This window comes from Mycobacterium sp. E3247 (genome assembly GCF_001667785.1).
GTDB lineage: Bacteria > Actinomycetota > Actinomycetes > Mycobacteriales > Mycobacteriaceae > Mycobacterium.
On sequence record NZ_LZJG01000132.1, the window covers coordinates 1 to 24,964 of the forward strand.

18 protein-coding genes are annotated in these 24,964 nt (G+C 69.5%); 11 read left to right on the forward strand and 7 right to left on the reverse strand.

Annotation, left to right across the window (positions count from 1 at the left end; all coding sequences use genetic code 11):
* The 3 genes from A9X04_RS06990 to A9X04_RS07000 form a co-directional block, all read left to right on the forward strand.
* Window positions 1-844, forward strand: an 844-nt coding sequence (locus A9X04_RS06990) for a L,D-transpeptidase family protein (RefSeq protein WP_067918926.1), incomplete at its 5' end; no start/stop codon positions are given.
* Between the two features lie 174 nt (window positions 845-1,018).
* Window positions 1,019-1,597, forward strand: a complete 579-nt coding sequence (locus A9X04_RS06995; protein WP_067918948.1) for a TetR/AcrR family transcriptional regulator — start codon at window positions 1,019-1,021, stop codon at window positions 1,595-1,597.
* Window positions 1,594-3,840 (forward strand): molybdopterin-dependent oxidoreductase, encoded by a 2,247-nt coding sequence (locus tag A9X04_RS07000; RefSeq protein ID WP_067918927.1) that lies wholly within the window; start codon window positions 1,594-1,596, stop codon window positions 3,838-3,840. The genes A9X04_RS06995 and A9X04_RS07000 overlap by 4 nt, the downstream gene beginning before the upstream one ends.
* Here the strand turns inward: A9X04_RS07000 and A9X04_RS07005 are convergent.
* On the reverse strand, window positions 3,824-5,809 hold the full coding sequence (locus A9X04_RS07005; RefSeq protein ID WP_067918928.1) for a M13 family metallopeptidase: 1,986 nt from the start codon (window positions 5,807-5,809) through the stop codon (window positions 3,824-3,826). The genes A9X04_RS07000 and A9X04_RS07005 overlap by 17 nt on opposite strands.
* 41 nt (window positions 5,810-5,850) lie before the next feature.
* On the opposite strand from A9X04_RS07005, the gene A9X04_RS07010 reads away from it, so the two are divergent.
* Together A9X04_RS07010 and A9X04_RS07015 are read left to right on the forward strand one after the other, a co-directional pair.
* The gene (locus A9X04_RS07010; RefSeq protein ID WP_067918929.1) at window positions 5,851-6,516 is read left to right on the forward strand and encodes a hypothetical protein; all 666 of its coding nucleotides are present in this window, start codon (window positions 5,851-5,853) and stop codon (window positions 6,514-6,516) included.
* Window positions 6,513-7,196: a hypothetical protein gene (locus A9X04_RS07015; RefSeq protein WP_067918930.1), complete on the forward strand. Its 684-nt coding sequence runs from the start codon at window positions 6,513-6,515 to the stop codon at window positions 7,194-7,196. The genes A9X04_RS07010 and A9X04_RS07015 overlap by 4 nt, the downstream gene beginning before the upstream one ends.
* Window positions 7,197-7,199: 3 nt before the next feature.
* On the opposite strand, the gene A9X04_RS07020 is transcribed toward A9X04_RS07015, so the two are convergent.
* On the reverse strand, window positions 7,200-7,721 hold the full coding sequence (locus tag A9X04_RS07020; protein ID WP_067918931.1) for a hypothetical protein: 522 nt from the start codon (window positions 7,719-7,721) through the stop codon (window positions 7,200-7,202).
* On the reverse strand, window positions 7,718-10,747 hold the full coding sequence (locus A9X04_RS07025) for an MMPL family transporter (RefSeq protein WP_067918932.1): 3,030 nt from the start codon (window positions 10,745-10,747) through the stop codon (window positions 7,718-7,720). The genes A9X04_RS07020 and A9X04_RS07025 overlap by 4 nt, the downstream gene beginning before the upstream one ends.
* A 328-nt stretch (window positions 10,748-11,075) precedes the next feature.
* On the opposite strand from A9X04_RS07025, the gene A9X04_RS07030 reads away from it, so the two are divergent.
* Window positions 11,076-11,609, forward strand: a complete 534-nt coding sequence (locus tag A9X04_RS07030) for a hemophore (RefSeq protein WP_067918933.1) — start codon at window positions 11,076-11,078, stop codon at window positions 11,607-11,609.
* Here the strand turns inward: A9X04_RS07030 and A9X04_RS07035 are convergent.
* Window positions 11,606-12,775 (reverse strand): TIGR00374 family protein, encoded by a 1,170-nt coding sequence (locus A9X04_RS07035; RefSeq protein WP_067918934.1) that lies wholly within the window; start codon window positions 12,773-12,775, stop codon window positions 11,606-11,608. The two genes, A9X04_RS07030 and A9X04_RS07035, sit on opposite strands and share 4 nt — an antisense overlap.
* Window positions 12,776-12,943: 168 nt before the next feature.
* Between A9X04_RS07035 and A9X04_RS07040 the strand changes: the two genes are divergently transcribed.
* A complete protein-coding gene (locus A9X04_RS07040; RefSeq protein WP_067918935.1) occupies window positions 12,944-14,101 on the forward strand; it encodes an AI-2E family transporter in 1,158 nt (385 codons plus the stop codon).
* 6 nt (window positions 14,102-14,107) lie between these two features.
* Here A9X04_RS07040 and A9X04_RS07045 read toward each other — a convergent pair whose 3' ends face one another.
* From A9X04_RS07045 to trmB, 3 genes are read right to left on the reverse strand one after another with little or no spacing between them, the layout of a single operon-like run.
* Window positions 14,108-16,987, reverse strand: coding sequence for an MMPL family transporter (locus tag A9X04_RS07045; RefSeq protein WP_067918936.1), 2,880 nt, complete (start codon window positions 16,985-16,987; stop codon window positions 14,108-14,110).
* A 60-nt stretch (window positions 16,988-17,047) separates the two neighbouring features.
* Window positions 17,048-17,755, reverse strand: a complete 708-nt coding sequence (locus tag A9X04_RS07050) for an NYN domain-containing protein (RefSeq protein WP_369804433.1) — start codon at window positions 17,753-17,755, stop codon at window positions 17,048-17,050.
* Between the two features lie 3 nt (window positions 17,756-17,758).
* Entirely contained in the window at window positions 17,759-18,538 is a 780-nt protein-coding gene (trmB, locus tag A9X04_RS07055; protein ID WP_197509077.1) for a tRNA (guanosine(46)-N7)-methyltransferase TrmB, read from the reverse strand.
* A 171-nt stretch (window positions 18,539-18,709) separates the two neighbouring features.
* Between trmB and A9X04_RS07060 the strand changes: the two genes are divergently transcribed.
* The 4 genes from A9X04_RS07060 to fadD4 all read left to right on the forward strand — a co-directional run bounded on the left by A9X04_RS07060 (window position 18,710) and on the right by fadD4 (window position 24,963).
* Entirely contained in the window at window positions 18,710-19,804 is a 1,095-nt protein-coding gene (locus A9X04_RS07060; RefSeq protein WP_067918938.1) for a hypothetical protein, read from the forward strand.
* Window positions 19,801-21,378: a hypothetical protein gene (locus A9X04_RS07065; RefSeq protein WP_067918950.1), complete on the forward strand. Its 1,578-nt coding sequence runs from the start codon at window positions 19,801-19,803 to the stop codon at window positions 21,376-21,378. The genes A9X04_RS07060 and A9X04_RS07065 overlap by 4 nt, the downstream gene beginning before the upstream one ends.
* 148 nt (window positions 21,379-21,526) lie before the next feature.
* Window positions 21,527-23,356: a phosphoenolpyruvate carboxykinase (GTP) gene (locus tag A9X04_RS07070; protein WP_067918939.1), complete on the forward strand. Its 1,830-nt coding sequence runs from the start codon at window positions 21,527-21,529 to the stop codon at window positions 23,354-23,356.
* An 89-nt stretch (window positions 23,357-23,445) separates the two neighbouring features.
* Complete coding sequence (fadD4, locus tag A9X04_RS07075; protein WP_067918940.1) at window positions 23,446-24,963, forward strand: fatty-acid--CoA ligase FadD4; 1,518 nt, start codon at window positions 23,446-23,448, stop codon at window positions 24,961-24,963.
* Window position 24,964: the final 1 nt, after the last annotated feature.

Here is a 24,964-nt window from a genome sequence, read left to right on the forward strand (position 1 = left end):
GCCGCCGCCCGACCCGTTCGCGCCCCCGCCGCCCAACCAGCCGGCGCCACCGCCGCCACCGTGGATGCCGCAGGTGGCGCAGCCGGCGGCGGCCTCGGCCGACGGGCAGAACCCCACCCCGTTCACCGGCACGGCGCCGTTCGGGCCGCCCTCTTTCGTGCCCAAGGGCGGCTCGACCGTGGGGGTGGGCCAGCCGATCATCATCAACTTCCCCGGACCCGTGGACGACGCCGGCGCCGCGATCGCCGCCGTGCACGTCTCGTCGGTCCCGCCGGTCCCGGGCAAGTTCTACTGGATGACGCCGACCCAGCTGCGCTGGCGCCCGATCAATTTCTGGCCCGCGCACACCGCGGTGACCGTCGACGCCGGCGGCACCGTGACCAACTTCCAGACCGGCGACACGCTGATCGCCACGGCCGACGACTCCACCCACCAGTTGACCATCACCCGTAACGGCACCGTGGAGAAGACCTTCCCGATGTCGATGGGGATGACGTCCGGTAACCACCAGACCCCCAACGGCACCTACTACGTGCAGGACAAGAAGGCGTCGGTGGTGATGGACTCCTCGACCTATGGGGTTCCGGTCAACTCGACCTACGGCTACAAGGTGACGGTGGAGGACGCGGTCCGCTTCGACAACGTCGGCGACTACGTGCACAGCGCGCCCTGGTCGGTGGACGATCAGGGCAAGCGCGACGTCAGCCACGGCTGCATCAACATCAGCCCCACCAACGCCAAGTGGTTCTTCGACAACTTCGGTCCGGGCGACCCGATCGTCGTAAAGAACTCCAGCGGCGGCAACTACAAGAAGAACGACGGCTCCGCCGACTGGATGAACTAGCCCTCAGCCCGGCAGTCCCCGCAAGCGGGAGGTACCCCCAGCAAGATCGCCCATTCCGATTCCGGAATTGGGCGATTTTGCTTCGGTTCGACAAGCCCAGAGCGTCTGGGCCTTCCGCAAGGTCGCGGATTATGTATAGCATCATACATAAGCCTTGGGCATTGAGGAGTGGTGATGCGCAGTCCACGCGAGCGGATGGTGGTCTCCGCCGCGCTGCTGATCAGGGAACGGGGTGCGCACGCCACCGCGATTTCGGACGTCCTCGAGCACAGCGGCGCGCCGCGCGGATCGGCCTACCACTACTTCCCGGGCGGACGCACCCAATTGCTCTGCGAGGCGGTCGATTACGCGGGCGAGCATGTCGCGGCGATCATCGCCGAGGCCCGCAGCGGGCCCGAACTCATCGACACGCTGATCGACAAATACCGCCGCCAGCTGCTCGACACCGACTACCAGGCGGGCTGCCCGGTGGTCGCGGTCTCCGTGGAAGCCGGTGAGGAAGAGCGGATGGCGCCGGTCGTCGAGCGTGCGGCGTCGGTGTTCGACCGCTGGAACGAGCTGATCGCGCAGCGCTTCGTCGCCGACGGGATCCCGCGCGAGCGCGCCGCCGACCTGGCCGTACTGGCCACCACCGCGCTCGAGGGCGCGATCGTGCTGGCCCGGGTGCGCCGCGACCTTACCCCACTCGACATCGTGCACCGCCAGCTAGGCGAACTGCTGTCGGCGAAGGCGACCCGAAAGGACCAGCGATGACCGGTGAATGGCAGCCCACGGCATGCATTCTCTGCGAATGCAACTGCGGCATCGTCGTGCAGGTCGAGGGCCGTCGGCTGGCCCGCATCCGGGGAGACAAGGCGCACCCGGCGTCGCAGGGCTACACCTGCAACAAGGCGCTGCGGCTGGACCACTACCAGAACAGCGGCGCACGGCTGACGTCGCCACTGCGCCGGCGCCCCGACGGCGGCTTCGAGGAGATCGACTGGGACACCGCGATCGTCGAGATCGCCGAGGGCTTCAGGCACATCCGCGACGCCTACGGCGGCGACAAGATCTTCTACTACGGCGGCGGTGGGCAGGGCAACCACCTCGGCGGCGCCTACAGCGGCGCCTTCCTCAAGGCCCTGGGGTCGCGCTACCGGTCGAATGCGTTGGCGCAGGAGAAGACCGGCGAGGCCTGGATCGACGGACAGCTCTACGGTGGACACACGCGGGGTGAATTCGAGCACGCCGAGGTGTCGGTGTTCGTCGGGAAGAACCCGTGGATGTCGCAAAGCTTTCCGCGCGCCCGGGTGGTGCTGAACGAGATCGCGAAGGACCCGGAGCGGTCGATGATCGTCATCGATCCCGTCGTCACCGACACCGCCAAGATGTCCGACTTCCACCTGCGGGTGAGGCCCGGCACCGACGCCTGGTGCCTGGCCGCGCTGGCGGCCGTGCTCGTGCAGGAAAACCTTTGCGACGAAGCATTTCTGGCCGAGCGCGTGCGGGGAGCCGACGCCGTGCGCGCCGCGCTGCGCGAGGTTCCAGTGGCCGACTACGCGCAACGGTGCGGGGTCGACGAGGAGCTGCTGCGCGCGGCGGCGCGGCGCATCGGCGCGGCGTCCAGCGTGTCGGTGTTCGAGGACCTCGGGGTGCAGCAGGCGCCCAACAGCACGCTGTCGTCCTACCTGAACAAACTGCTGTGGATCTTCACCGGAAACTTCGCAAAAAAGGGTGGGCAGCACCTGCATTCGTGGTTCGGGCCGCTGTTCGGGCAGTTCTCCGGCCGCACGCCGGTGACCGGCGCGCCCATCATCTCCGGATTGGTGCCCAGCAACGTGGTGCCCGAGGAGATCCTGACCGACCATCCGGACCGCTTCCGCGCCATGATCGTCGAGAGCAGCAATCCCGCGCACTCACTGGCCAACTCGGCCGCCTGCCGGGAGGCGTTCCGATCCCTGGAGTTGATGGTGGTCATCGACGTCGCGATGACCGAGACGGCCCGGCTGGCGCACTACGTGCTGCCGGCGGCCTCGCAGTTCGAGAAGTGCGAGGCGACGTTCTTCAATTTGGAGTTCCCGCGCAACGCCTTTCAGCTGCGCCGGCCGCTGATCGAACCGCTGCCCGGGACCCTGCCCGAGCCGGAGATCTGGGCGCGGCTGGTGCGGGCGCTGGGCGTGGTGGATGAAGCGGACCTGCGGCCGCTGTCCGAGGCCGCCCGGCGCGGGCGGCAGGCCTACACCGAAGCCTTCCTGACCGCCACCGCAACCAACCCGACCGTCGCCAAGCTGCTGCCCTACGTCCTCTACGAGACGCTCGGGCCCACACTGCCGGAGGGTTTGCGCGGCGCGGCCGCCCTGTGGGGGCTCGCCCAGAAGGCCGCCATGACCTATCCCGACGCCGTGCGGCGCGCCGGTCACGCCGACGGCAACGCGCTGTTCGACGCGATCCTGGACACCCCGTCCGGGGTGACGTTCACCGTCCACGACTACGCGGACGACTTCGCGTTGATCGGCCACGCCGATCGCAAGATCGCGCTGGAGATCCCCGAGATGCTAACCGAATTGGCGGCGTTGACCCAGGCCCCGCCGCGGCTGACCACACCCGACTTCCCGATCGTGCTGTCGGTGGGCGAGCGCCGCGCCTACACCGCCAACGACATCATCCGCGACCCGTCCTGGCGCAAACGCGACGCCGACGGGGCGCTGCGCGTCAGCGTCGAGGACGCGCAGATGCTGGGACTCGTCGAGGGCTGCCGGGCCCGCATCAGCACCGCGGCCGGCAGCGTCGAGGCCACCGTCGAGGTCACCGAGACCATGCTGGCCGGACATGCGGCCCTGCCCAACGGGTTTGGGCTCGACTACGTCGACGGCGACGGGCACACCCTGGTTGCGGGCGTCGCCCCCAACGCGCTCACCTCGACCCAATGGCGTGACCCCTACGCCGGCACGCCCTGGCACAAGCACGTGCCCGCCCGGATCGAGCCGGTGGACCTACCCGTCAGTTCCAGATCCTGACCCGGCGCCGCGGCTCGAGGAACAAGGCGTCGTCCTCGGACACCTCGAAGGCGTCGTAGAAGGCGTCCATGTTGCGGATGACGCCGTTGCAGCGGAACTCGGGCGGGGAATGCGGATCGGTGGCCAGCCGCCGGATCGCCTCCGCCTGACGGGATTTGGTGCGCCACACCTGGGCCCAGCCGTAGAACACGCGCTGCACGCCGGTGAGGCCGTCGATGACGGGTGCGGGCCGGCCGTTGAGCGACAGCTGGTAGGCCAGCAGGGCGATCGACAACCCGCCCAGGTCGCCGATGTTCTCCCCGACGGTGAACGCGCCGTTCACATGGTGGCCCTCGCCCAACGCGCGGGGGTTGTACGCGTCGTACTGCTCGATGAGCGCCTTGGTGCGGGCGCCGAATTCGGTGCGGTCGGCGTCGGTCCACCAGTCCACCAGGTTGCCGTCGCCGTCGTACTTGGCGCCCTGATCGTCGAAGCCGTGCCCGATCTCGTGCCCGATCACCGCGCCGATCCCCCCATAGTTGGCGGCGTCGTCGGCCTCGGGGTCGAAGAACGGCGGCTGCAGAATGGCTGCGGGAAAGACGATTTCGTTCATCCCGGGGTTGTAGTAGGCGTTGACCGTCTGGGGCGTCATGAACCACTCGTCCTTGTCGACCGGCCCGCCCAGCTTGGCCAGCTCGCGGTCGTGGTTGACGGCGTAGCCGCGCTGGAAGTTGCCGTAGAGGTCGTCGCGGTCGATCACCAGCTTGGAGTAGTCCCGCCACTTCGCCGGGTAGCCGACTTTGGCGACGAACTTGTCCAGCTTGGCCAGCGCCCGTTCCCGGGTCTGCGGCGTCATCCAGTCCAGTTCGTTGATGGACTGGCGGTACGCGGCCTTCAGGTTGTCGACCAGCGCGTCGATGCGGGCCTTGGCGCCCGGCGGGAAATACCGCTGCACGTAAAGCTTTCCGACGGCGTCGCCCATCAGGCTCTCCACCAGCGACACCGCCCGCTTCCAGCGTTCCCGGATCTGCTCGGCCCCGGTGAGCAGGCGGCCGTAGAAGTCGAAGTCCGCCGCGACGAGCTCGTCGGTCAGCCAGGGAGCGCGGGCGCGGATCAACCGCCACCGGGCCCAGTCCTTCCAGTCCGCCAGGTCGCCGGCGGCCCACAGGGCGGCGAACGCGGTGAGGTAATCGGGTTGGCGCACAATGACTTCCGCTAACTCCTGCGGCGTGCCGCCCATTGCGTTCACCCAGCCGCCCCAGTCGAAGCCCTTGCCCTCGGCCTGCAGATCCGCGAAGGTGCGCAGGTTGTAGCTGAGGTCGGCGTCGCGGCGCTTGACCACATCCCAGTGCGCGGCCGCCAGCTTGCCCTCCAGCGCGACGATGCGGGCCGCGGTTTCGGCGTGCGCTTCGGACGGGCCGCCGTACACCAGCCCGAACATCCGCGCGATGTGGTCGGGGTAGGCCGCGAGCACCTCGGCGTGCTGTTCGTCGCGGAAGTAGGACTCGTCGGGCAATCCGATGCCGGATTGGGTGAAGTGCACCAGATACCGGGCCGAGTTCTTGGCGTCGGTGTCGATGTACAGCGCGACGCCACCGCCCACCCCGGTGCGCTGCAGCGCGCCCACCGCCGCGGCCAACGCGTCCGCGTCGGCGGCCGCGTCGATGGTGGCGAGCTCGTCGAGCAGGGGCCGCAGGCCGCGGCGCTCGATGGCCGCCTCGTCCAGGAAGCTGGCGTACAGGTCGCCGATGCGTTGCTCGTCGCTGCCCCGCGGGGCGCCCGTCTCGCTGGCCTCGATGATCAGGTCGCGCACCTGCTCTTCGGCGCGGTCGAACAGGTGACGAAACGCGCCGTCGGTCGCCCGGTCCGCCGGGATGGCGTATTCGGCCAGCCAGCGGCCGTTCACATGACCGAACAGGTCGTCTTGGGGGCGGGTCTGGGCGTCGACGTAGCTCAGGTCGATGCCCGAGCGGATGGCCTCTACAGTCACCCCGCCATCCTTCCATCTTTGTCGGATGCAACGATCGGGCCATGTCCGACGGCCAGTCAACCGAGCCAGCGACCCCGCAAGAGGCGGAGGCGGACGTCGCCGGCCCCGAGGACGCCCTCGACGACGAGTCCGACGAGCCCGACACCGCGGGCGGCCCGATGTTCTCCCCGTACGGCATCGCGTCGGCCGTGCTGGGGGTGCTGTCGGTGGCGGCGATCGTGTTCGGGTTCTTCCTCTGGTCGGGGCACCGCGACGACACCGCCGAACGCCGCTATCTCACCCGCGTCATGCAGACCGCCGCGGACTGGACGGGCGTGCTGATCAACATGAACAGCGGCAACGTCGACACCAGCCTGCAGCGGCTGCACGACGGGACGGTCGGCGAACTCAACACCGACTTCGACGCCGCCATGCAGCCTTACCGCCAGGTCGTGGAGAAGCTGCAGTCCAAGAGCGCGGGCCGGATCGACGCGGTGGCCGTCGAGACCGTGCACCGCGACCTGGACACCCAGCCCGGTGTAGCGAGGCCCGTGGTGACGACCAAGTTGCCGCCGTTCGCGAGCCGGATGGACTCGGTGCTGCTGGTCGCAACGTCGGTCAGCGAGAACGCCGGCGCCAAACCGCAGACGGTGCACTGGAATCTGCGGCTCGACGTGTGCAACGTGGACGGCAAGCTGATGATCTCGGGTCTGGAGTCGATCCGATGAGAAACATCTGGCGCCTCGTCGCGTTCGACATCCTGGCCCCGCTGGCCGCGATCGCGGCATTGCTGGCGATCGGGCTGGTGCTCGGCTGGCCGCTGTGGTGGGTGTCGGTGTGCTCGGTGCTGGTGCTGCTGATCGTCGAGGGCGTCGGTGTCAATTTCTGGCTGCTGCGCCGCGATTCGGTCAGCGTCGGAACCGACGACGACGCGCCGGGCCTGCGGCTGGCCGTCGTCTTCCTGTGCACGGCGGCGCTGGTGGCCGCGGTGGTCACCGGATACACCCACTGGACGCGGTCGGACCGGCAATTCAAGGACGACTCCCGCGACGTGGTTCGCGTTGCCACGGGGATGGCGGAGGCGATGGCGTCCTTCACCCCGGGAGCACCGGACAGCTCCATCGACCGGGCGACGGCGCTGATCGTCCCGGAGCACGCCGCCGCCTTCAAGGAGCAGTACGCGAAGTCCAGCGCCGAACTGGCCCAGCACAACGTCACCGCGCAGGCCAACACCCTGTCGGCCGGGGTCGAGGCCCTGGGGCCGTCGGCGGCCAGCGTGGCGGTGATCCTGCGGGTCACCCAGAACACGCCGGGGCAACCGCCCAGCCAGTCGGCGCCGGCGCTGCGCGTGGCGCTGACCAAGCACAACGACGCTTGGCTGGTGGCGGACGTGCTGCCGATCAGGTGACGATCAGTTGGACTCGGCCGAACGCGCCGACTTCACCTTGACGAACCGGTCCGACAGTCGCCGCATCCGGATCATCAACGCGGCCGACGGGCTGGTGCTGCCGTCCAGATAGGCGGTGAGCTCCTCGGCGGCCACCCCGATGCGGGAGGCGAACTCCCGCTCCGCCAGGCCCGATCGGTCGATCAGCAGGCGCACGTGGCGGGCCACCTCGGCGCGTTCGTTGGCCTCCAGGTGGGTGCGGGCCCGTTCCAGCACCTCCCACAGCGCCTTGGAGATGCCGTAGGGCCGGGTGCCCTCGAGCACCTCTTCGACCTGGCGCGCGGTCCGGCCGTACGGATCGCGCTTCAACGCGGCGGCGATGCGCTTCCAGGTGGCGATGTCGCCGCCCTGCAGCGCGGCGCGAATGGCGGAGGTCGGCCAGAACTCCACCGGCTGGTCGAGGTCCTGGTTGGGCGCGGCGTCGCGACCACGCGGATCGGTTGCCCGCTGCGGCGGCGCGGGGCGTCGGTCAGGTGCCAACGTCACCTCGCCTCCTCCAGCATCGCCACGGCCACCGACAGGCAGCGCTGCCTGATCTCCTCCCAGTCCGAGTGGGCGTCGGCGTCGGACCCCTGCTCGTCGTTGAAATCCCAGGGATCGGGATCAGCGAGTCGACGCACCAACTGGCTGGCGATCCACTGCCGCCTGGGCGACTGACAACAGTAGTACCTGTCCATTCCGGACAGCACCACAGCGGCGGTCTCGGGCTCCAACGTTTCAACCATATCGGCAAAGTCGGCGTAATCGCGGCGGCTGTTACGGCACATGATGAGGTAGCCCTTGAGGCGCAGCGTCTCGGCGCCGGTCGGGACCAGCAACCGGTCTCCCGTGGGCAGCTGCACGTGGGTGGTCTCCACCGGGCACAGCCGCTCGTACACCGGCCGGTCCGCGGCGTCGGTGTCGCTCTCCAGCGCGTCGATGGCGACCGAGAGCCGGCCCCGCCACAACGTGACCGGGTGGACGGGCCGGTCCGTCCCGACGATCGCCTTGGCGATGCCGTTGCGTGACGTCAGCCCGGCGGCCCGCTTCTTGGCGCCCGAGGCGCCGTTGGTGTGGCCGTTGGTCTTCCGGTCGCCGGCGCCCGCCTTCTCGTCCTCGATGTTGACCTGATGCGGAATCTGGCCGGGATCGCGGCCCCGGTCCTGGTCGGGCGACTGCAGCAGGGTGCCCTGCCGCTGGCTGCCGTTGCGGCCGCAGCCGGTGAAGGCCAGCGGGTCGGTCACGCAGATGGCGTCGGGCGCGAGGTGCTTGAGCTTGGCCGCCGACTTGATCACCATCCGCAGGTCGGCGTTGGGCGCCGTCAGCGCCGATATGTCGTCGGGGATGACGACCACGTCGGCCAGGTCGACCGCGGGCAACGGCCGGTCGAAGTCGACCGACGGCAGGACCCGGGACAGCCACGGCGGCAGCCACCAGTTCCACTGGGCGAACATCGCCATCAGCGCCGGCACCAGCACCAGCCGCACCACGGTGGCGTCCACCGCGATCGCCACCGCACACGCCACGCCGATCTCGGCGACCAGCGGCATGCCGGCGAAGGCGAAGCCGACGAAGACGGCGATCATGATCAGGGCCGCGCTGGTGATGGTGCGGGCGCTGGTGCTCACGCCGTAGGCCACCGCGTCGCGGGTGTTGCCGGAGTGCAGGAAGCGTTCCCGGATGCGGGTCAGCAGGAAGATCTCGTAGTCCATCGACAACCCGAACGTCATCGCCAGCACCAGCGGCGGGACTGTGCTGTCGATCGAGCTGATCTGGGCGAAGCCGAGATCCTTCAGCCAGCCCCACTGGAACACCATCACCAGGCTGCCGTACGCGGCCGCGACCGACAGCAAGGTCATCAGGACGCCCTTCAGCGCCAAGAACACGGAGTGGACCGAGACCAGCAACATCACGAACGCGATGAGCGCGACGATCGCCAGTACCAGCGGCTCGGTCTTGGACACCTGGTCGTCGAAGTCCTTGATCAGCGCGGTCGGGCCGCCGACGTCGACTCGCGCCGTCCCGCGGTCGGGCACCTTGGGCAGCTGCGCGCGCATCCAGCCGACGGTCTCGCGGGCGCGCATGTCCTCCGGGTCGACCGACAACACCGCCGACAGCAGGGCGCTGCCGTTGTCTTCGGCGAATTGCGGCGGCGCCACCGAGACGATGTTGGGCGCCTGCGCCATTCGTTGCCGGATCGCGACGATGGTCTGGCCGTGTTCGGGGGAGGCGGCGCCGCCGTCCGGGAAGGTCACCAGCACCCGGATCGGGCCCAGCGCGCCGGGGCCCAGTGCCTCGGCCGCGGCGCCCACTCCGGCACGGATCTCGTGCGCCGAGTCGAACTGGCGCAGCAGGCTGTTGCCCAGCACCATCGAGGACGCCGGCGCGGCCATGACCAGCAGCACCAGCGCCGCCGCCAGCGCCGAGATCCACGGCCGCCGCATCACCCAGCCGATCCAGCGGTTCCAGAACCGGGACTGGCCGCCCTCGGGCCCCCGCGACCAGTGCAGCAAGGCCGACCTCTTGGCGGCCGACCGGCCGAACGTCGCCAGCGCGGCCGGGGTCAACGTGGTCGACGTCAGCATCGCGACGGCGACGGCCAGAATCGCTCCGGTCGCCATGGATTTCAGCGCCGGGGTATTGATCACGTAGATCCCGGTGAGCGAGGCGACGACGGTCGCCCCGGACAGCACCACCGCCAGCCCCGAGGTGGCCATGGCGGCGTCGACGGCTTCCCGCGGCTCGCGGCCGGAGCGCAGCTCCTCACGGAACCGCATCAGAATGAACAGCGAATAGTCGACCGCGAGCGCGATCCCGAACATGGACACCGTCGACGTCACGAACACCGACATGGTCGTGTAGGCCGACAGCAGATAGACCAGGCCCATGGTGACCACGACCGTGCAGACGCCCAAGGCGAGGGGGATCGCCGCGGCGGCCAGCGAGCCGAACACGGCCAGCAGGACGATCAGGATCACCGGCAGGTTCCACCGCTCGGCCGCGGCGATGTCGTGCTTGGTGTTCTGCGCCGCCGCGGCGCTCAGCGCGCCCTGCCCGATCACGTACAACCGCACCCGGCCGTTCGCGGTCTGGCCGGCCTGATCACCCTTGACGCCGACCTTGGTGCGCAGCTGCTTGGCCACGTCGCTGGTGTTCCGCGAATCCAGCCGCAGGGACAGCACGTACGGTCGGTCCGGCTGCGGGGGCCGCTGGGCGGGGTTGGGCACCTCCGAGACGCCGGGTAGCTCGGCGGCGGTCCGCCGCAGCAGCGCGACCGCATCGTTGATGTCGGAATAGCTGGCGTCCGGGCGGGGGGCTGCGACTAACGCCAGCGAGGATGAGCCCTGATCGTGGTAGAGCTCCTCGAGCTGGTCGTGCACGAGCAGCGACTGCGAACCGGCCACGTCAAAACCGCCGCCGGTCAGGTTCCCCGACTGCGTCAGGGCCAGATAGACCGCCGGAACCAAAGCCAGCAACCAGCCGCCGAAGACCAACCAGCGGTACTTACGCAGGCTGCGGCTGAGGCGCATCATTAACTGCTGGATTTCTCCACTCCCCGTGTGTCGCTTACGCGTGCTGGCGAGGATACCGCAGCGGCCTGTGGATCATGTGTGCTTTCTGGCAGCTGAGCTGCAACGACGGGCTTGTTGCCAAGACGCTGCCAAGTAGTTGTGAACCGGTTACCGGGCGGGATTTTCCTCACACGTGCTCACGCGGGCTGGCAGGGGCGCCGACGGCGATGGCAGGATGTCGGATGGCCCGCGGGGCCCTGGGAACTCCGCGATCGTTGAGGCCGTCTATTGCAGCCGTTTGCGAGGCGCCGGTGCTGCGCGCGACGTCGCAAACCGTGAAGGAGTTTCCATGACGAGAGGCACCGCGACCGGGCGCCGCAGAATCTTCGCCGGCCTGATCGCCGCCACCCTGCCGGGTGCCGCGCTGGCGGTCCTGGCGGGTCCACCGGCGACCGGCGCCGGCGACCCGTGCGCGGCCAGCGAAGTCGCTCGGACGATCGGTTCGGTGTCCAAGTCGATGGGCGACTACCTGGACTCGCACCCGGAGACCAACCAGACGATGACCTCGATGCTGCAGCAGCAGGCGGGACCGCAGTCGATGACCGGTTTGAAGTCCTACTTCGAGGCCAACCCCAAGGTTGCCGGCGACATGACGTCGATCGCCCAGCCGCTGACCAACCTGTCACTGCAGTGCAAGCTGCCGATCTCGCCGTCCCAGGCGATGGGCATGATGCAGCAGGCGCAGGGCGCGGCCGGTGGCCTGCCCGCCCTGCCGGGCAACGCGGCGGGGGCGCTGCCGCTGGCCGGCCCGCCGGCCGCCACGGGTCCCGCCGCACCGGCCAGCCCGCTGTCGGGTCCGCCGCGCGGCAACACCGCCGGCTAGCTTTCGGTTTCCGCGGTCCGGTCGGGCGGCAACGGGCCCTGCAGGGCGGTCTCCGTCGGATCGCCGGCGGGCCGGCCCTGAGACGCCGTCGGTTCGGCCGCCGGCGCGGCCTCCTCGTCATCCGGGACGGCGACGTTCTCGGTGCGGAACACGAAGAAGAACACCACCCAGCCGATGGCGGACATGAGCAACCAGCTGATCAGCCGGTAGATCAGCATGGCCGAGATCGCGTTGGGCAACGACATGCCGCTGGACACCAGCCCGGGCACCAGCACCGCCTCCACCACCAACAGCCCGCCCGGCATCAGCGGTATCGTGCCGACGGCGCGGGCGGCCGCGTAGGCCACCGTGAGCCCGGCGACCGACGCGTGATCCCCGGCGGCGTACGCCGCGAAGCCGAGGCAGGCCACGTCGGCGACCCAGTTGAACATCGACCAGCCGAACGCCACCCCCAGGTCGCGCCGGCCCAGGCTCACCGATTCGAGCTGCATCAGCGTCTGGCGCCACCTGTCCAGACCGGCGTCGGCGGGCCGGCCCCGGACGGAGTTGACCCAGGACAACACCCGGCAGCCGATGCCGTCGATGAGCTCCGGCCGCGACGCGACCGCCTGGGCGAGGATCAGCAACGCGACGAAGCCGCCCAGGGTGAACAGCAACGAGAACGGGTTGTTCTTCGCGCCGAGGAAGAACGCCCCGCCCAGCCCCAGTAGCGCCAGTCCCACGGCCTGCAGGACGCCGCCCATCACCAGCTGCCACGACGCCACCACCGTCGAAGCGCCCCAAAGCCGTTGCTGCCGAAGCAAAAACGTGGCCGACAGCACCGGCCCCCCGGGCAGCGTGGTGCTCAGCGAGTTGGCGGCATAGATGGCGGCCTCGGACCGCAATTGCTTGACGTGCACGCCGGCCGATCGGAGCAACGTGCGCTGGATTTGCGCGAAGCTGTGCATCGACGCGGCCGACGCCACCACCGACGCCAGCAGCCACCACCAGTTCGCCTCGTACAGGCTCATCCAGGCCTTGGCCAGCTGATGCCAGCCCAGCGCGACCTCAACGGCAAGCACGATCGCGACGATGCCGAGGATCACCCATCGGACCCACCAGTACTTCCCGCGCGGGGCCTCTTCGCGCGGGAAGTCGAGATTGCGGGCGGGTGCGTCGTGCGACACGTGATTTAGGGTAACGGTGCAGGTGGCGCGGGGATCGCCGCGCGCCTCCGACCGTGTCTTGGAAGTTCCGGGGTCGTAACCGGATCGTGCCGACCCGCACCCGCCCGCCCGGTGTCGGGGCGGGTCTTCGCAGGTTTGGCGGTGCCTCCCGCCGGATAGGCTCACCCAATGCCGGCAAACACCGACGACGCTTCGGTCGAACCCCTTGTCCGTAAGACCGCAGCCTGGGCCTGGCGTTTGCTGATCATCCTCGCCGCGCTGATCGCGCTGCTGTGGGTGGTGAAGAGGCTCGAGGTCATCGTCGTCCCGGTGCTGGTGGCGCTGCTGCTCAGCGCGCTGCTGCTGCCGGTGGTGGACTGGCTCGACCGGCGCGGCCTGCCCCGCGGCGGGGCGGTGACGTTGGTTCTGCTGGGCGGGTTCGGGATCCTGGGCGGCATCCTCGCGTTCGTCGTCATCCAGTTCATCGACGGCGTGCCGGGCCTGACCGAACAGGTGACCCGCAGCATCGAGTCCACCCGGCGGTGGCTCATCCACGGCCCGGCCCACCTGCGCAGCGAACAGATCGACAATGCCGGAAACGCCGCCATCGAGGCGCTGCGCAACAACCAGGCGAAGCTGGAAAGCGGCGCCCTGTCCACCGCGGCCACCATCACCGAGTTGGTCACCGCGGCGGTGCTGGTGCTGTTCACGCTCATCTTCTTCCTCTACGGCGGCCGCAACATCTGGGCCTACGTGTCCAAGATCTTCCCGGCCGACGTCCGCGACCGGGTGAGCGAGGCGGGCCGCGCCGGCTACGGGTCGCTGACCGGCTACGTGCGCGCGACGTTCCTGGTGGCCCTGACCGATGCGGCCGGCGTCGGGACGGGCCTGGCGATCATGGGCATCCCGTTGGCGCTGCCGCTGGCCTCGCTGGTGTTCCTGGGCGCGTTCATCCCGCTCGTCGGTGCCCTGATCTCGGGCCTGGTGGCGGTGGTGGTCGCCCTGCTGGCCAAGGGCATCGTGTACGCGCTGATCACGCTCGGCCTGCTGATCGCGGTGAACCAACTCGAGGCCCACGTGCTGCAGCCGCTGGTGATGGGCCGCGCGGTGTCGATCCACCCCCTCGGGGTGGTGCTGGCGATCTCCACCGGCGGCGTGCTCGGCGGAATAGTCGGCGCACTGCTGGCCGTGCCTACGGTCGCCTTCCTCAACAACGCCATGCAGGTGCTGCTCGCCCCGGATCCGGCCGCCGAGGCCGAGAAGCAGACCGAGGAGGCCGGATCCGGCGGCGCGATCCTGCAGGCGGAACCAGACGAGCCCGAGGCGAAGTCCGGCTCGGGCCGCTAGCCGGTTTTAGAGCCGTCCCTCGCGGCGCAGCAGGTCCTGGGCGGACAGGCCGCCGCCGGAGCGACGGCGCTGGCGCGCATCGCCGTTCTCGCTCTGCCCGGGGGAGTTCAACTTCTCGGTGGCCGCGTCGGAGTCGGCACCCTCCGGCCGCATCGACGGGAACGCGGTGGTGGGTTCGGCCGCATCGGCGGGGTCGTCGGTGCGGTTGGTGGGCACCGGAATCGCCCGGGTCTGGCCGCCCGACGGTGGGGGCCGCGGCGCGGCCGGGCCCGGGGCGGGCGGACGGGCCGGTGGTGCCGGGTTGGCCGGGGCGGCGGTGGGCACGGACAGGCGCGTCGTCTGGGCCTCCGTCGGCTGACCGGGCCTGGTTTGCAGGCGGGCGGTGCCGGCGGCATCGGCCGGGGGTGCCGCGGCGCGCGTGGGCACATCCGGAATGGGCTTGGGCTCCGCCGGCCCCGGACGCGTCGCGCGCGACGGCTCGAGGGCGGCGGGGTGGGTGGGGTCGTGCGGCGCGCGTGGCGCGGCGGCGACCAGGCTGGCCCCGACCGGCGGCCGCGCGGGCCGCCCGTTGAGGGTGGGCCGCTTGCGCTCGTCGGGCAGGTCGATCTCGCCCAGCCCGATCCTGTTCTGCAGCCGCCGGGCCCAGCGAGGGGCCCACCAGCAGTCGTCGCCGAGCAGCTTCATCACCGAGGGCACCAGGAACATGCGAACCACGGTGGCGTCCAGCAGCAGCGCCGCCATCAGGCCGAATGCCAGATACTTCATCAGCACCAGGTCGGAGAACACGAACGAACCGGCGACCACCGCGAGGACGAGGGCGGCGGCGGTGATCAGGCGCCCGGTCGTCGCGGTGCCGATCCGGATCGCCTCCGCCGTCGACATGCCGCGTTCGCGCGCCTCGACCATCCGCGACACCAGGAACACCTCGTAGTCGGTGGCCAGACCGAAGCCCACGGCGACGACCAGCGCGATGAGTACCACCATCAGCGGCGTCGGCGTGAAATTCAGCACGCCCGACAAGTGCCCGTCGACGAAGATCCACGTCAAGATGCCCAGCGTGGAGCCAAGCGTGAGCGCGCTCATCAACACGGCCTTGACCGGCAGCACCACCGACCCGAAGGCCAGGAACATCAGTAGCAGCGTGGCGCTGAGCAACAGCACCAGCATCAACGGACCCTTCTCGGCCAGGCTGTGGATGCTGTCCTGCTCCAACGCGGGGGTGCCGCCGACATAGAGGTTGAGGCCCTTCGGCGGGCTGATCGCCCGCAATTCGGCCAGCTTCCTCGCCGCATCACTCTTGTTGACCAGCCCGTTCTGGATCACCCGCACCGAACCGTCCTTGGGCACCGTCGTCCCGTTCGGCCCGGCGACGCAGGGATTGCCGGCGATGGTCGGGCACGCCCGTTCCTCCCACGTCTTGTCGGTGAAGCCGCCGATCGACGAGATCCGGTTCCGGATGTCGGCCACCTGCTGGTCGGTGACCTTGCTGCCGTTGGTGCTCTGGATGACCATCGTCAGCTGCTCGGTGCGGTAGCCGGGGAAGAGCTTGTCGAAGTGCTCCTGCGCCAGGCGCACGGGATTGTCCGGGGGCAAGTACTTCTCGCTCATGCCGCCGAACGACAGGTTGCCCAGCGGGATGACCAGCAGGATCATGCCGACGGCGATCGGGATGGCGAAGGCCAGCGGCCGCTTCATCACCCAGTTGACCAGTTTGCCCCAGAAGCCGGCCTCCACCTCTTCGCGGGTCTTGGTCTTCTGTAGCCGGTCGGCCAGCCAGTTCAGGTAGGCCCGCGACCACTTCCAGTTCCGCAGGAACGGCACGCGGAACGCGGTCCGCACGCCCAGCGCGTCGACGTGGCGCCCGAGGATGCCCAGGCAGGCCGGCAGGAATGTGATCGACAGCAACGCGGCAAGCCCCACGGCGGCGAAGATCGCGTAGGTCAGCGAGTGCACGAAGCCCTGGGGCAGCACCAGCAGGCTGGCGCTCGACGCGATGATCAGGACCGCCGAGAACGTCACGGTGCGCCCGGCCGTCATCACGGTGCGGCGCACGGCGGCCTCGGTGTCGTAGCCCTCGGCGATCTCCTCCCGGAACCGGCTGACCACGAAAAGCCCGTAGTCAATGGCGATACCCAGGCCGATCAGCGACACCACCGGCTGGGCGAAGAAATGCACTGGCCCGAACACGGCGACCAGCCGCAGGATGCCCAGCGAGCCGGCGATGCTGAGCCCACCCACGATGGCCGGCAGGCCGGCGGCGATCGCACCGCCGAACACCAGGAAGAGGACGACCGTCACCAAGGGCAGCGCCAGGACCTCCATACGGCGCTGGTCCGTGGCGATGGTGCCGGTCAGGGCGTTGGCGATGGGCTCGAGGCCGGCCAGCTGCACGGTGCCGCCGTCGAGCTTCTGCAAGTCGGGCGCGATGGCCTTGTAATTGTTGAGGATGCTGTCGTCGTCGTCGCCCTTGAGTGGGATGGACACGAAGGTGTGCTTCTTGTCCTCGCTGACCATGCCCTTGATCAGGGGGTTCGTGCTGTCGGGGGCCGCCAGCCAGCCGGCCCACCCGACGACCTGGTCGGGGTGGTCGGCCTTGAACTTGTTGAGCTCGGAGACGATCTTGTCGCGCCACGCCGCGTCGTCCACCGTTTTGCCCGGCGGGGCGGTGAAGGTGGCGACGATGTGGCTGGTGCGGTCGCGGCCGTAGGTCTGGTCGCCCAGCACCGAGGCCTTCACGGATTGGCTGCCCTCGTCGTAGAAGCCGCTCTGTGTGACATGCTTGCCGAGGCTCATCCCGAAAACCCCACCCAGCAGGCACAGAGCTACCGTGACCCCGATCACGATGTACCGGTACCGGTACACAGTTCGACCCCACCAGGCGAACACGCAAGCTCCTTACTGGATCGTTAACGACCCGCGTGGTGTCTTTCGGTTTCCAAGCCAGTGTCACACACGCGCGGTCAACAGAGCGGACAGCGGCCGGAACGGCTGCAGCCATGCTCCCTGGTCAGGCAGCGAATCCAGGCCGATTCGCGGCAATGGCTCCCGGAATACACCGCTGATGTCTTCCAGGTCGACGAAGTCCAAGGTATCCGACGCTAGCGCCCAACTCGCATGTTCGCGAAATCCGATGACCTGGACGGCGACTCCGCTGCGCGCTATCTCCTCCAGCGGTTGACGAAACGCCTGCCCGTCGGCCGAGGCCACCACCAGCGCCGCCAGCCCTTCGCTGCGCCGCAGTTCGATGTGGGCGAGCATGTCGCGGTCGACGTCGCTGTCCTCGTCGATCTTCGGCTTGGCGAACACCGCGAACCCTACGTTGCGCAGGGCGTCGACCCAGGGCCGCACGACTTCGGCGCTGCCCGGTGCGATGTTGGTGAAGACGGTGGCCTCGGGCTCGACCACGACACCCGGCCGGGCGGCGCTGACCTCGGCCGTGCGCGCCAGCAGCCAGCGTCCCAGGGCGTCGAACCGCGGCCGCTCCAGGGCGGTGGGCCGCCGGCCCAGGATCGAGCCGAGCCCCATGTCGAGGTTGGGTGCGTCCCACACCAGCAGGACGCGCCCGCCCGGCGGCGAGAAGCCGCCCAGCGAGTCGTCGGGCAACGCCGCCAGGGGATCTGCCGCGGTCTGTTCTTCCGCCAGGCTCATGGTCATCGCCTACTCGTGTCGTAGCCAGATGAATTCGGTCACGGCGCTGCCCGCTTCGTGGGCCTTTGACTCGTATTTGGTGGTCGGCCGCACCACCGAGATCGGCAGCCCGGCGCCGGGACCGGCGCGACGCAGCCGCGGCTCGGCATCGCCGCAGGCGCCGATGTGTTCGGCGTAGCCGGGGTGGTCCGTCGCGACGTGGAGGACACCACCAGGGAGTAACCGGTCGGCGATCAGGCCAATCGTGCCCGGCTGCAGAAACCGGCGCTTGTGGTGACGGGCCTTCGGCCAGGGGTCGGGGAAGAAGACCCGGACCCCGGTCAGCGACCCGGGCGCGATCAACCGCTGCAGCACATCCAGCGCGTTGCCGCGGATCAACCGGATGTTGCCCACGTGCTCACGGTCGATCGCGCACAGCAGCTGAGCCAGGCCCCGCTTGTAGATCTCCACCGCGAGCACATCCACCCCCGGCTCTTCCTTCGCCATCGCCAAGGTCGATGTGCCACTGCCGCAACCGATCTCGAGCACCAGCGGCGCGCGGCGACCGAACCACGCCCGGGTGTCCAGCGGCGGCTCGGCGCCTTCGGGCGCCGGGGCGCCCAGGGACAGGCCCAGCTCCGGCCACAGCCGTTCCCAGGTCCGGCGCTGGGCGTCGGACAGGGCGGAACGTCGGGAGCGGAAGGTCGATGCAGGAAGATGGCGCTGGTTGCGCGTCCCATCCGACTGCTCCGGCGCGTCGGGACACACTTCCACCCCGGGTTGCGCATGCATTTGTCCATGGTGGCCCATAAACCGGTGATGTAGCCGCCCCTGGTCCAGATTGATACCCAACAGTTGTCTTCAGCTGGTAACAGTCAAACGGTGGCTCGCATCAAAGTGACGCAGGTGCCACCATTCGCTGGAACCCGATCGGCCCCCGGGTCGGGCCCGTCGAACCGCATGCAGGACATTTGAGGGGATATGAGGGGACAAGGACACCAGGATTTCGTCGACGAGCTGGCACGCTTCGCCGCCGGCCACGCCGACCCGCGCGTCACGGAGATCGCCGAGCGAACGGCCGCCGCGCTGCGCGTGCTCGTCCGGGGGCGGCCCGGCGTGGGCCGTGGCACGGTGGCCCGCGCGCTGGGCGGCGCCGGAGCCGCCGCGGGCGTCTCGGTGACAACCGCCGACGACCGCGACGCCGACCTGCTGGTGTACGTGACCGCCGAGGTGGTCAAGCCCGAGGACGTCGACGCGATCGGCGGCGCCGGACGCCCGGTGGTGGCGGTGCTGAACAAGGCCGACCTGACCGGGTCCCTGTCCCGCGGCGACGGGCCGATCGCGGCGGCGCGAACCCGCTGCGCCGAACTGGAGGCCGTGCTGGGCGCCCCCATGGTCCCGATGACCGGCCTGCTCGCGGCCGCCGCGCTCGACGACCTGGACGCCGCGTTGTGGGCGGCGCTGCGGACGGTGGCCGCGCACCCGGGCGTGGCGACCGCGCTCGACGGTTCGTTCGCCGGGTTCCTGGCCGCCGACAACCCGGTCACGGCCGACGTGCGACGGCGCCTGCTGGACACCCTGGACCTGTTCGGCATCGCGCTCGCCGTCGCCGCGATCCGGCAGGGCAGAACGGTCCCGCAGGTGCGGGCCCTGCTCCGTCGGACGAGCGGTGTCGACGCCGTCCTGTCCCACATCTCGATCGCCGGCGCCGAGGCGCGCTACCAGCGGGTGCTGGACGCCGTCGCGGACCTGGAGGCGCTGGCCGTCGGCCCGGGTGAATCCGCCGAGCGGATCGGTGCGTTCCTGTCCCACGACGACACCGTGGTCGCGCGGATGGCGGCCGCCGTCGACCTGGCCGAGGCGGCCGGGCTGGACCCTGACAACTCGGGACGCGCCGACTGGAACCGCGATCCGTCCGCGCACCTGCCGCGCGCGGTGCGGTGGCAGCGCTACAGCCGCGCGTCAGTCAGCGACCTGCACCGCGCCTGCGGCGCCGACATCGCTCGGGGATCGATGCGGTTGTGGTCGCAGGCCTGCGGATCGCTGCCCACCCCGCCGCCGGGGGACTGGCGGTGAACGGGGAGGCGCACGACGATCCGGTGGCCGCGGTCGACGCGCTGGTGGCGGGCATCGGACCGGAGCTGGACGCCCCCGCCGTCCACCGCCGCGACGTGGTGCTGGTGACCGGACCGTGGATGTCCGGGGTCAGCGCGGTGGCGGCGGTGCTGACCGAACGGTTGCCTGACCAGAAATTCGTCGAGTCGGCGGAGCTGGGTCCCGGCGAGGTGCCGACGGCGGTGGTGTTCGTCGTCTCGGCGGCCGCCCAGCTCACGCCGTCCGACTGCGCGTTGCTGGACGCCGCCGCCGCACACACCGACGTGGTCGTCGGGGTGGTGTCCAAGATCGACGTGCACCGCGCGTGGCGCGACGTGCTGGCCGCCAACCGCGAGACGCTGGCCCCGCACGCGCGGCGGTACGGCGGCGTGCCCTGGGTGGGCGCGGCCGCGTTGCCCGACGTCGGCGAACCAGACGTCGACGAGCTGGTGGAAACCGTATCGGCGCAACTGGCCGATCCCGCACTGGCGCGCCGAAACAGGTTGCGGGCGTGGGAATTCCGGTTGGAGACCGTCGCGCAGCGGTTCGACCGCGACGCCGACGGCGCCGGGCGGCGGGCCCGGGTCGACGCGTTGCGCGACGAGCGCAGCACGGCGCTGCGGCAGCGGCGGGAGGCCAAAACCGAGCGCACGATCACGCTGCGCGGCCAGATCCAGCAGGCGCGCGTCCAGCTGTCCCACTTCGCGCGCAACCGCTGCTCGTCGGTGCGCACCGAGCTGCAGGAGGACGTCGCGGGATTGTCCCGGCGCGACATGCCCGGCTTCGAGGCGCACACCCGCGGCCGGCTGGGCGAGGTCGTCGCCGAAGTGAACGAGGGCACCGCCACCCAGCTCGCCGACGTCGCGCAGGTGGTGGGGGTCGCGACGACCCTGCCGGCCCTCGAGGAACTGCCGACGGTCGACGTCCCGCCGCCGCCGCTGAAATCCCGCCGGCACGAAACCTGGCTGCTGATGCTGCTGGGCGCCGGCTTCGGCCTGGGTGTGGCGCTGACTTTGAGCCGCCTGCTGAACGGGCTGGCCGCGCGGCTCAGCCCCGCGCTGTCCGTCGTCGCGGCGGTGACATGCGTGGCGGTCGGGCTGGCGGTCACCCTCCTGGTGATCAACATCCGCAGCCTGCTGCGCGACCGTGCGCTGCTGGACCGCTGGGCGGGCGACGTGACGTCATCCCTGCGGTCGGTGGCCGAGGAATTGGTCGCCACCCGCGTCCTGGTGGCCGAGTCGGTGCTGAGCAAGGCGGTGCTGGCCCAGGACGAGGTGGAGAACGCCGAGGTGAGCGAGCAGGTCAGCGCGATCGACCGCGAACTGCGTGCCCACGCCATGGCCGCGTCGCGGGCCGCCGCCGCGCGGGACCGCGAGATGCCCACGGTGCAGGCGGCCCTCGACGCCGTGCGTGCAGAACTCGGTGAAGCGGGTATTCCGCCCGTCGGCGGCTCCGCTTCGGACGCGGAGCAGGACGGCGAACACGGAGTAACCGAAAAACCGGCTTCTAGGAGCGGTGATGGCGATTCTGCGGAGTCTTCTGAATCGTTGTTGTGAGAAGGCTTATACCTGCCCGAGACTTCCCCGACAAGATCCTCACGATAACCTGTAGTTAACGCCACCATGTCAACCGTTGTGTGGGCGACCGCATACGCGATAGGCACCCAAAGAAGCCCGAGTACGACGAAGAATTCAGGAGACTTCGATGACCTCAGCGACCATTCCCGGTTTGGATACCGCGCCCACTAAACATCAAGGGCTGCTGTCGTGGGTGCAGGAGGTCGCCGAGCTCACCCAGCCCGAGCGGGTGGTCTTCGCCGACGGTTCCGACGAGGAGTGGCAGCGGCTGACGGATCAGCTCGTCGAGGCGGGCACCTTCAAGCGGCTGAACCCGCACAAGCATCCGAACTCGTTCCTGGCGCTGTCCGACCCTTCCGACGTGGCCCGCGTCGAGTCCCGCACCTTCATCTGCTCCGAACGCAAGGAAGACGCCGGGCCGACCAACAACTGGATGGACCCCGCCGAGATGCGGTCCACCCTGACCGACCTGTACCGCGGCTGCATGCGCGGGCGCACCATGTACGTGGTGCCGTTCTGCATGGGCCCGCTCGGCGCCGAGGACCCCAAGCTGGGCGTGGAGATCACCGACTCCGAATACGTCGTCGTTTCGATGAAGGTGATGACCCGGATGGGCAAGGCCGCGCTGGAGAAGCTGGGCGACGACGGGTTCTTCGTCAAGGCCCTGCACTCCGTCGGCGCGCCGCTGGAGCCGGGCCAAGAAGACGTGCCGTGGCCGTGCAGCGACACGAAGTACATCACCCACTTCCCCGAGACCCGCGAGATCATGAGCTACGGCTCCGGCTACGGCGGCAACGCCCTGCTGGGCAAGAAGTGCTACTCGCTGCGCATCGCGTCGGCCATGGCCCACGACGAGGGCTGGCTGGCCGAGCACATGCTGATCCTCAAGCTCATCTCCCCGGAGAACAAGGCCTACTACTTCGCCGCGGCGTTCCCGTCGGCGTGCGGCAAGACGAACCTGGCCATGCTGCAGCCGACCATCCCCGGCTGGCGTGCCGAGACGCTCGGTGACGACATCGCCTGGCTGCGGTTCGGCAAGGACGGCCGCCTGTACGCCGTCAACCCCGAGTTCGGGTTCTTCGGTGTCGCCCCGGGCACCAACTGGAAGTCCAACCCCAACGCCATGCGCACCATCGAGGCCGGCAACACCGTCTTCACCAACGTCGCGCTCACCGACGAGGACGAGGTGTGGTGGGAGGGCCTGGAGGGCAGCCCCGAGCACCTGATCGACTGGAAGGGCAACGACTGGTACTTCCGCGAGACGGAAACCACCGCCGCGCACCCGAATTCGCGCTACTGCACGCCGATGTCGCAGTGCCCGATCCTGGCGCCGGAGTGGGACGACCCGCAGGGCGTGCCGATCTCCGGCATCCTGTTCGGCGCGCGTCGCAAGACCACGGTGCCGCTGGTGACGCAGGCCCGCAACTGGCAGCACGGCGTGTTCATGGGGGCCACCATGGGCAGCGAGCAGACCGCCGCCGCCGAGGGCAAGGTGGGCACCGTGCGCCGCGACCCGATGGCCATGCTGCCGTTCCTGGGCTACCACGTCGGTGACTACTTCCAGCACTGGCTGGACCTGGGCAAGAACTCCGACGAGTCCAAGCTGCCGCAGGTGTTCTTCGTCAACTGGTTCCGCCGCGACGCGGACGGCGACTTCCTGTGGCCGGGCTTCGGCGAGAACAGCCGGGTGCTGAAGTGGATCGTCGACCGCATCGAGCACCGGGCCGGCGGCCAGGACACCCCGATCGGGATCGTGCCGACCGCCGGCGACCTCGACCTGGACGGGCTCGACGTCGGCAGCGACGCCGTGACCCAGGCGTTGGCCGTCCGTGCCGACGAGTGGCGCAAGGAGCTCCCGTCGATCGAGGAGTGGTTCGAGTTCATCGGCGAGCGGCTCCCGACCGGCGTGAAGGACGAGTTCGAGGCGCTCAAGCAGCGGCTGGGCGACGCCGACTAGGTCGGGCTAGCCACCGGCCCCTCGGCGCGGCGCGACCGGCACCGTGACCACTTGACACCCGTCAAGTTTTTCGGCGGTACAGTCTGCGCATGCAGATTCGCGAGCATTGCGGCGCCGATAAGCCCGCCGTCATTCTTCACCCGTCCGGCACCGTCGTCACCTTCGATGAGCTGGAGGCGCGGGCCAACCGGCTGGCGCACCATTTCCGGCGCGCGGGCCTCACCGAGGGCGACGTCGTCGCCATCCTCATGGAGAACAACGAGCACATGCACGCGGTCATGTGGGCGGCACGCCGCAGCGGCCTGTACTACGTGCCGATCAACACCCACCTGACCCCGGCCGAGGCCGCCTACATCGTGGACAACAGCGCCGCCAGGGCGATCATCGGGTCGGCGGCGCTGCGCAAAACCTGCGAGAACCTGGCCGAGCACCTGCCGGGCGGCCTGCCCGAACTGCGGATGATCGCAGACGACGAATTAGACGGCTGGCAGCGCTACCCCGAATGCGTTGCCGCCGAGCCGGACACCCCGATCGACGACGAGCTCGAAGGCGACCTGCTGCAGTATTCGTCGGGGACCACCGGCCGGCCCAAGGGCATCAAGCGCGCATTGCCGCACGTGCCGCCGGCCGAGGCGCCGGGCATGATGTCGGCCCTGGTCAGTTTCTGGATGAACCCCGATTCGGTCTATCTGAGCCCGGCTCCGCTGTATCACACCGCACCGTCGGTGTGGTCGATGAGCGCGCAGGCCGGCGGGATCACCACGGTGGTGCTGGAGAAGTTCGATCCCGAAGGCTGTCTGGACGCCATCGAGCGCTACCGCGTCACGCACGGCCAGTTCGTCCCGGCCATGTTCACCCGGATGCTGAAACTGCCTGAATCCGTGCGTAATTCGTACGACCTATCCAGCCTACAGCGGGTGATGCACGCGGCGGCGCCGTGCCCGGTGGAGATCAAGAAGCAGATGATGGACTGGTGGGGGCCGATCATCGACGAGTACTACGCCTCCTCCGAGGCGATCGGCTCGACCCTGATCAGCGCCGAGGAGTGGCTGGCGCACCCGGGCTCGGTCGGCAAGCCGATGGCCTGCGAGATCCACATCCTCGACGAGAACGGTGACGAGCTGCCGCCCGGCCAGGCCGGCGAAATCTATTTCGCCGGCGGCTATTCCTTCGAGTACCTCAACGACGAGGCGAAGACCGCCGCGTCCCGCGACACGCACGGGTGGGTGACCGTCGGCGACGTCGGTTATGTGGACGACGAGGGCTACCTGTACCTGACCGACCGCCGCCATCACATGATCATCTCGGGTGGGGTGAACATCTACCCGCAGGAGACCGAGAACCTTCTGGTCACCCACCCGAAGGTGTTGGACGCGGCCGTCTTCGGCGTCCCCGATGATGAGATGGGGCAACGCGTGCTGGCGGCCGTGCAGACCGTCGACCCCGCCGACGCCACCGACGAGTTCGCCGACGAGCTGCTGACCTGGCTACGGGATCGTCTGGCGCACTACAAGTGTCCGCGGTCGATCGCGTTCGAGGCGCAGCTGCCGCGCACCGACACCGGCAAGCTCTACAAGAACGGGCTGATCGAGAAATACTCGGTGTGAC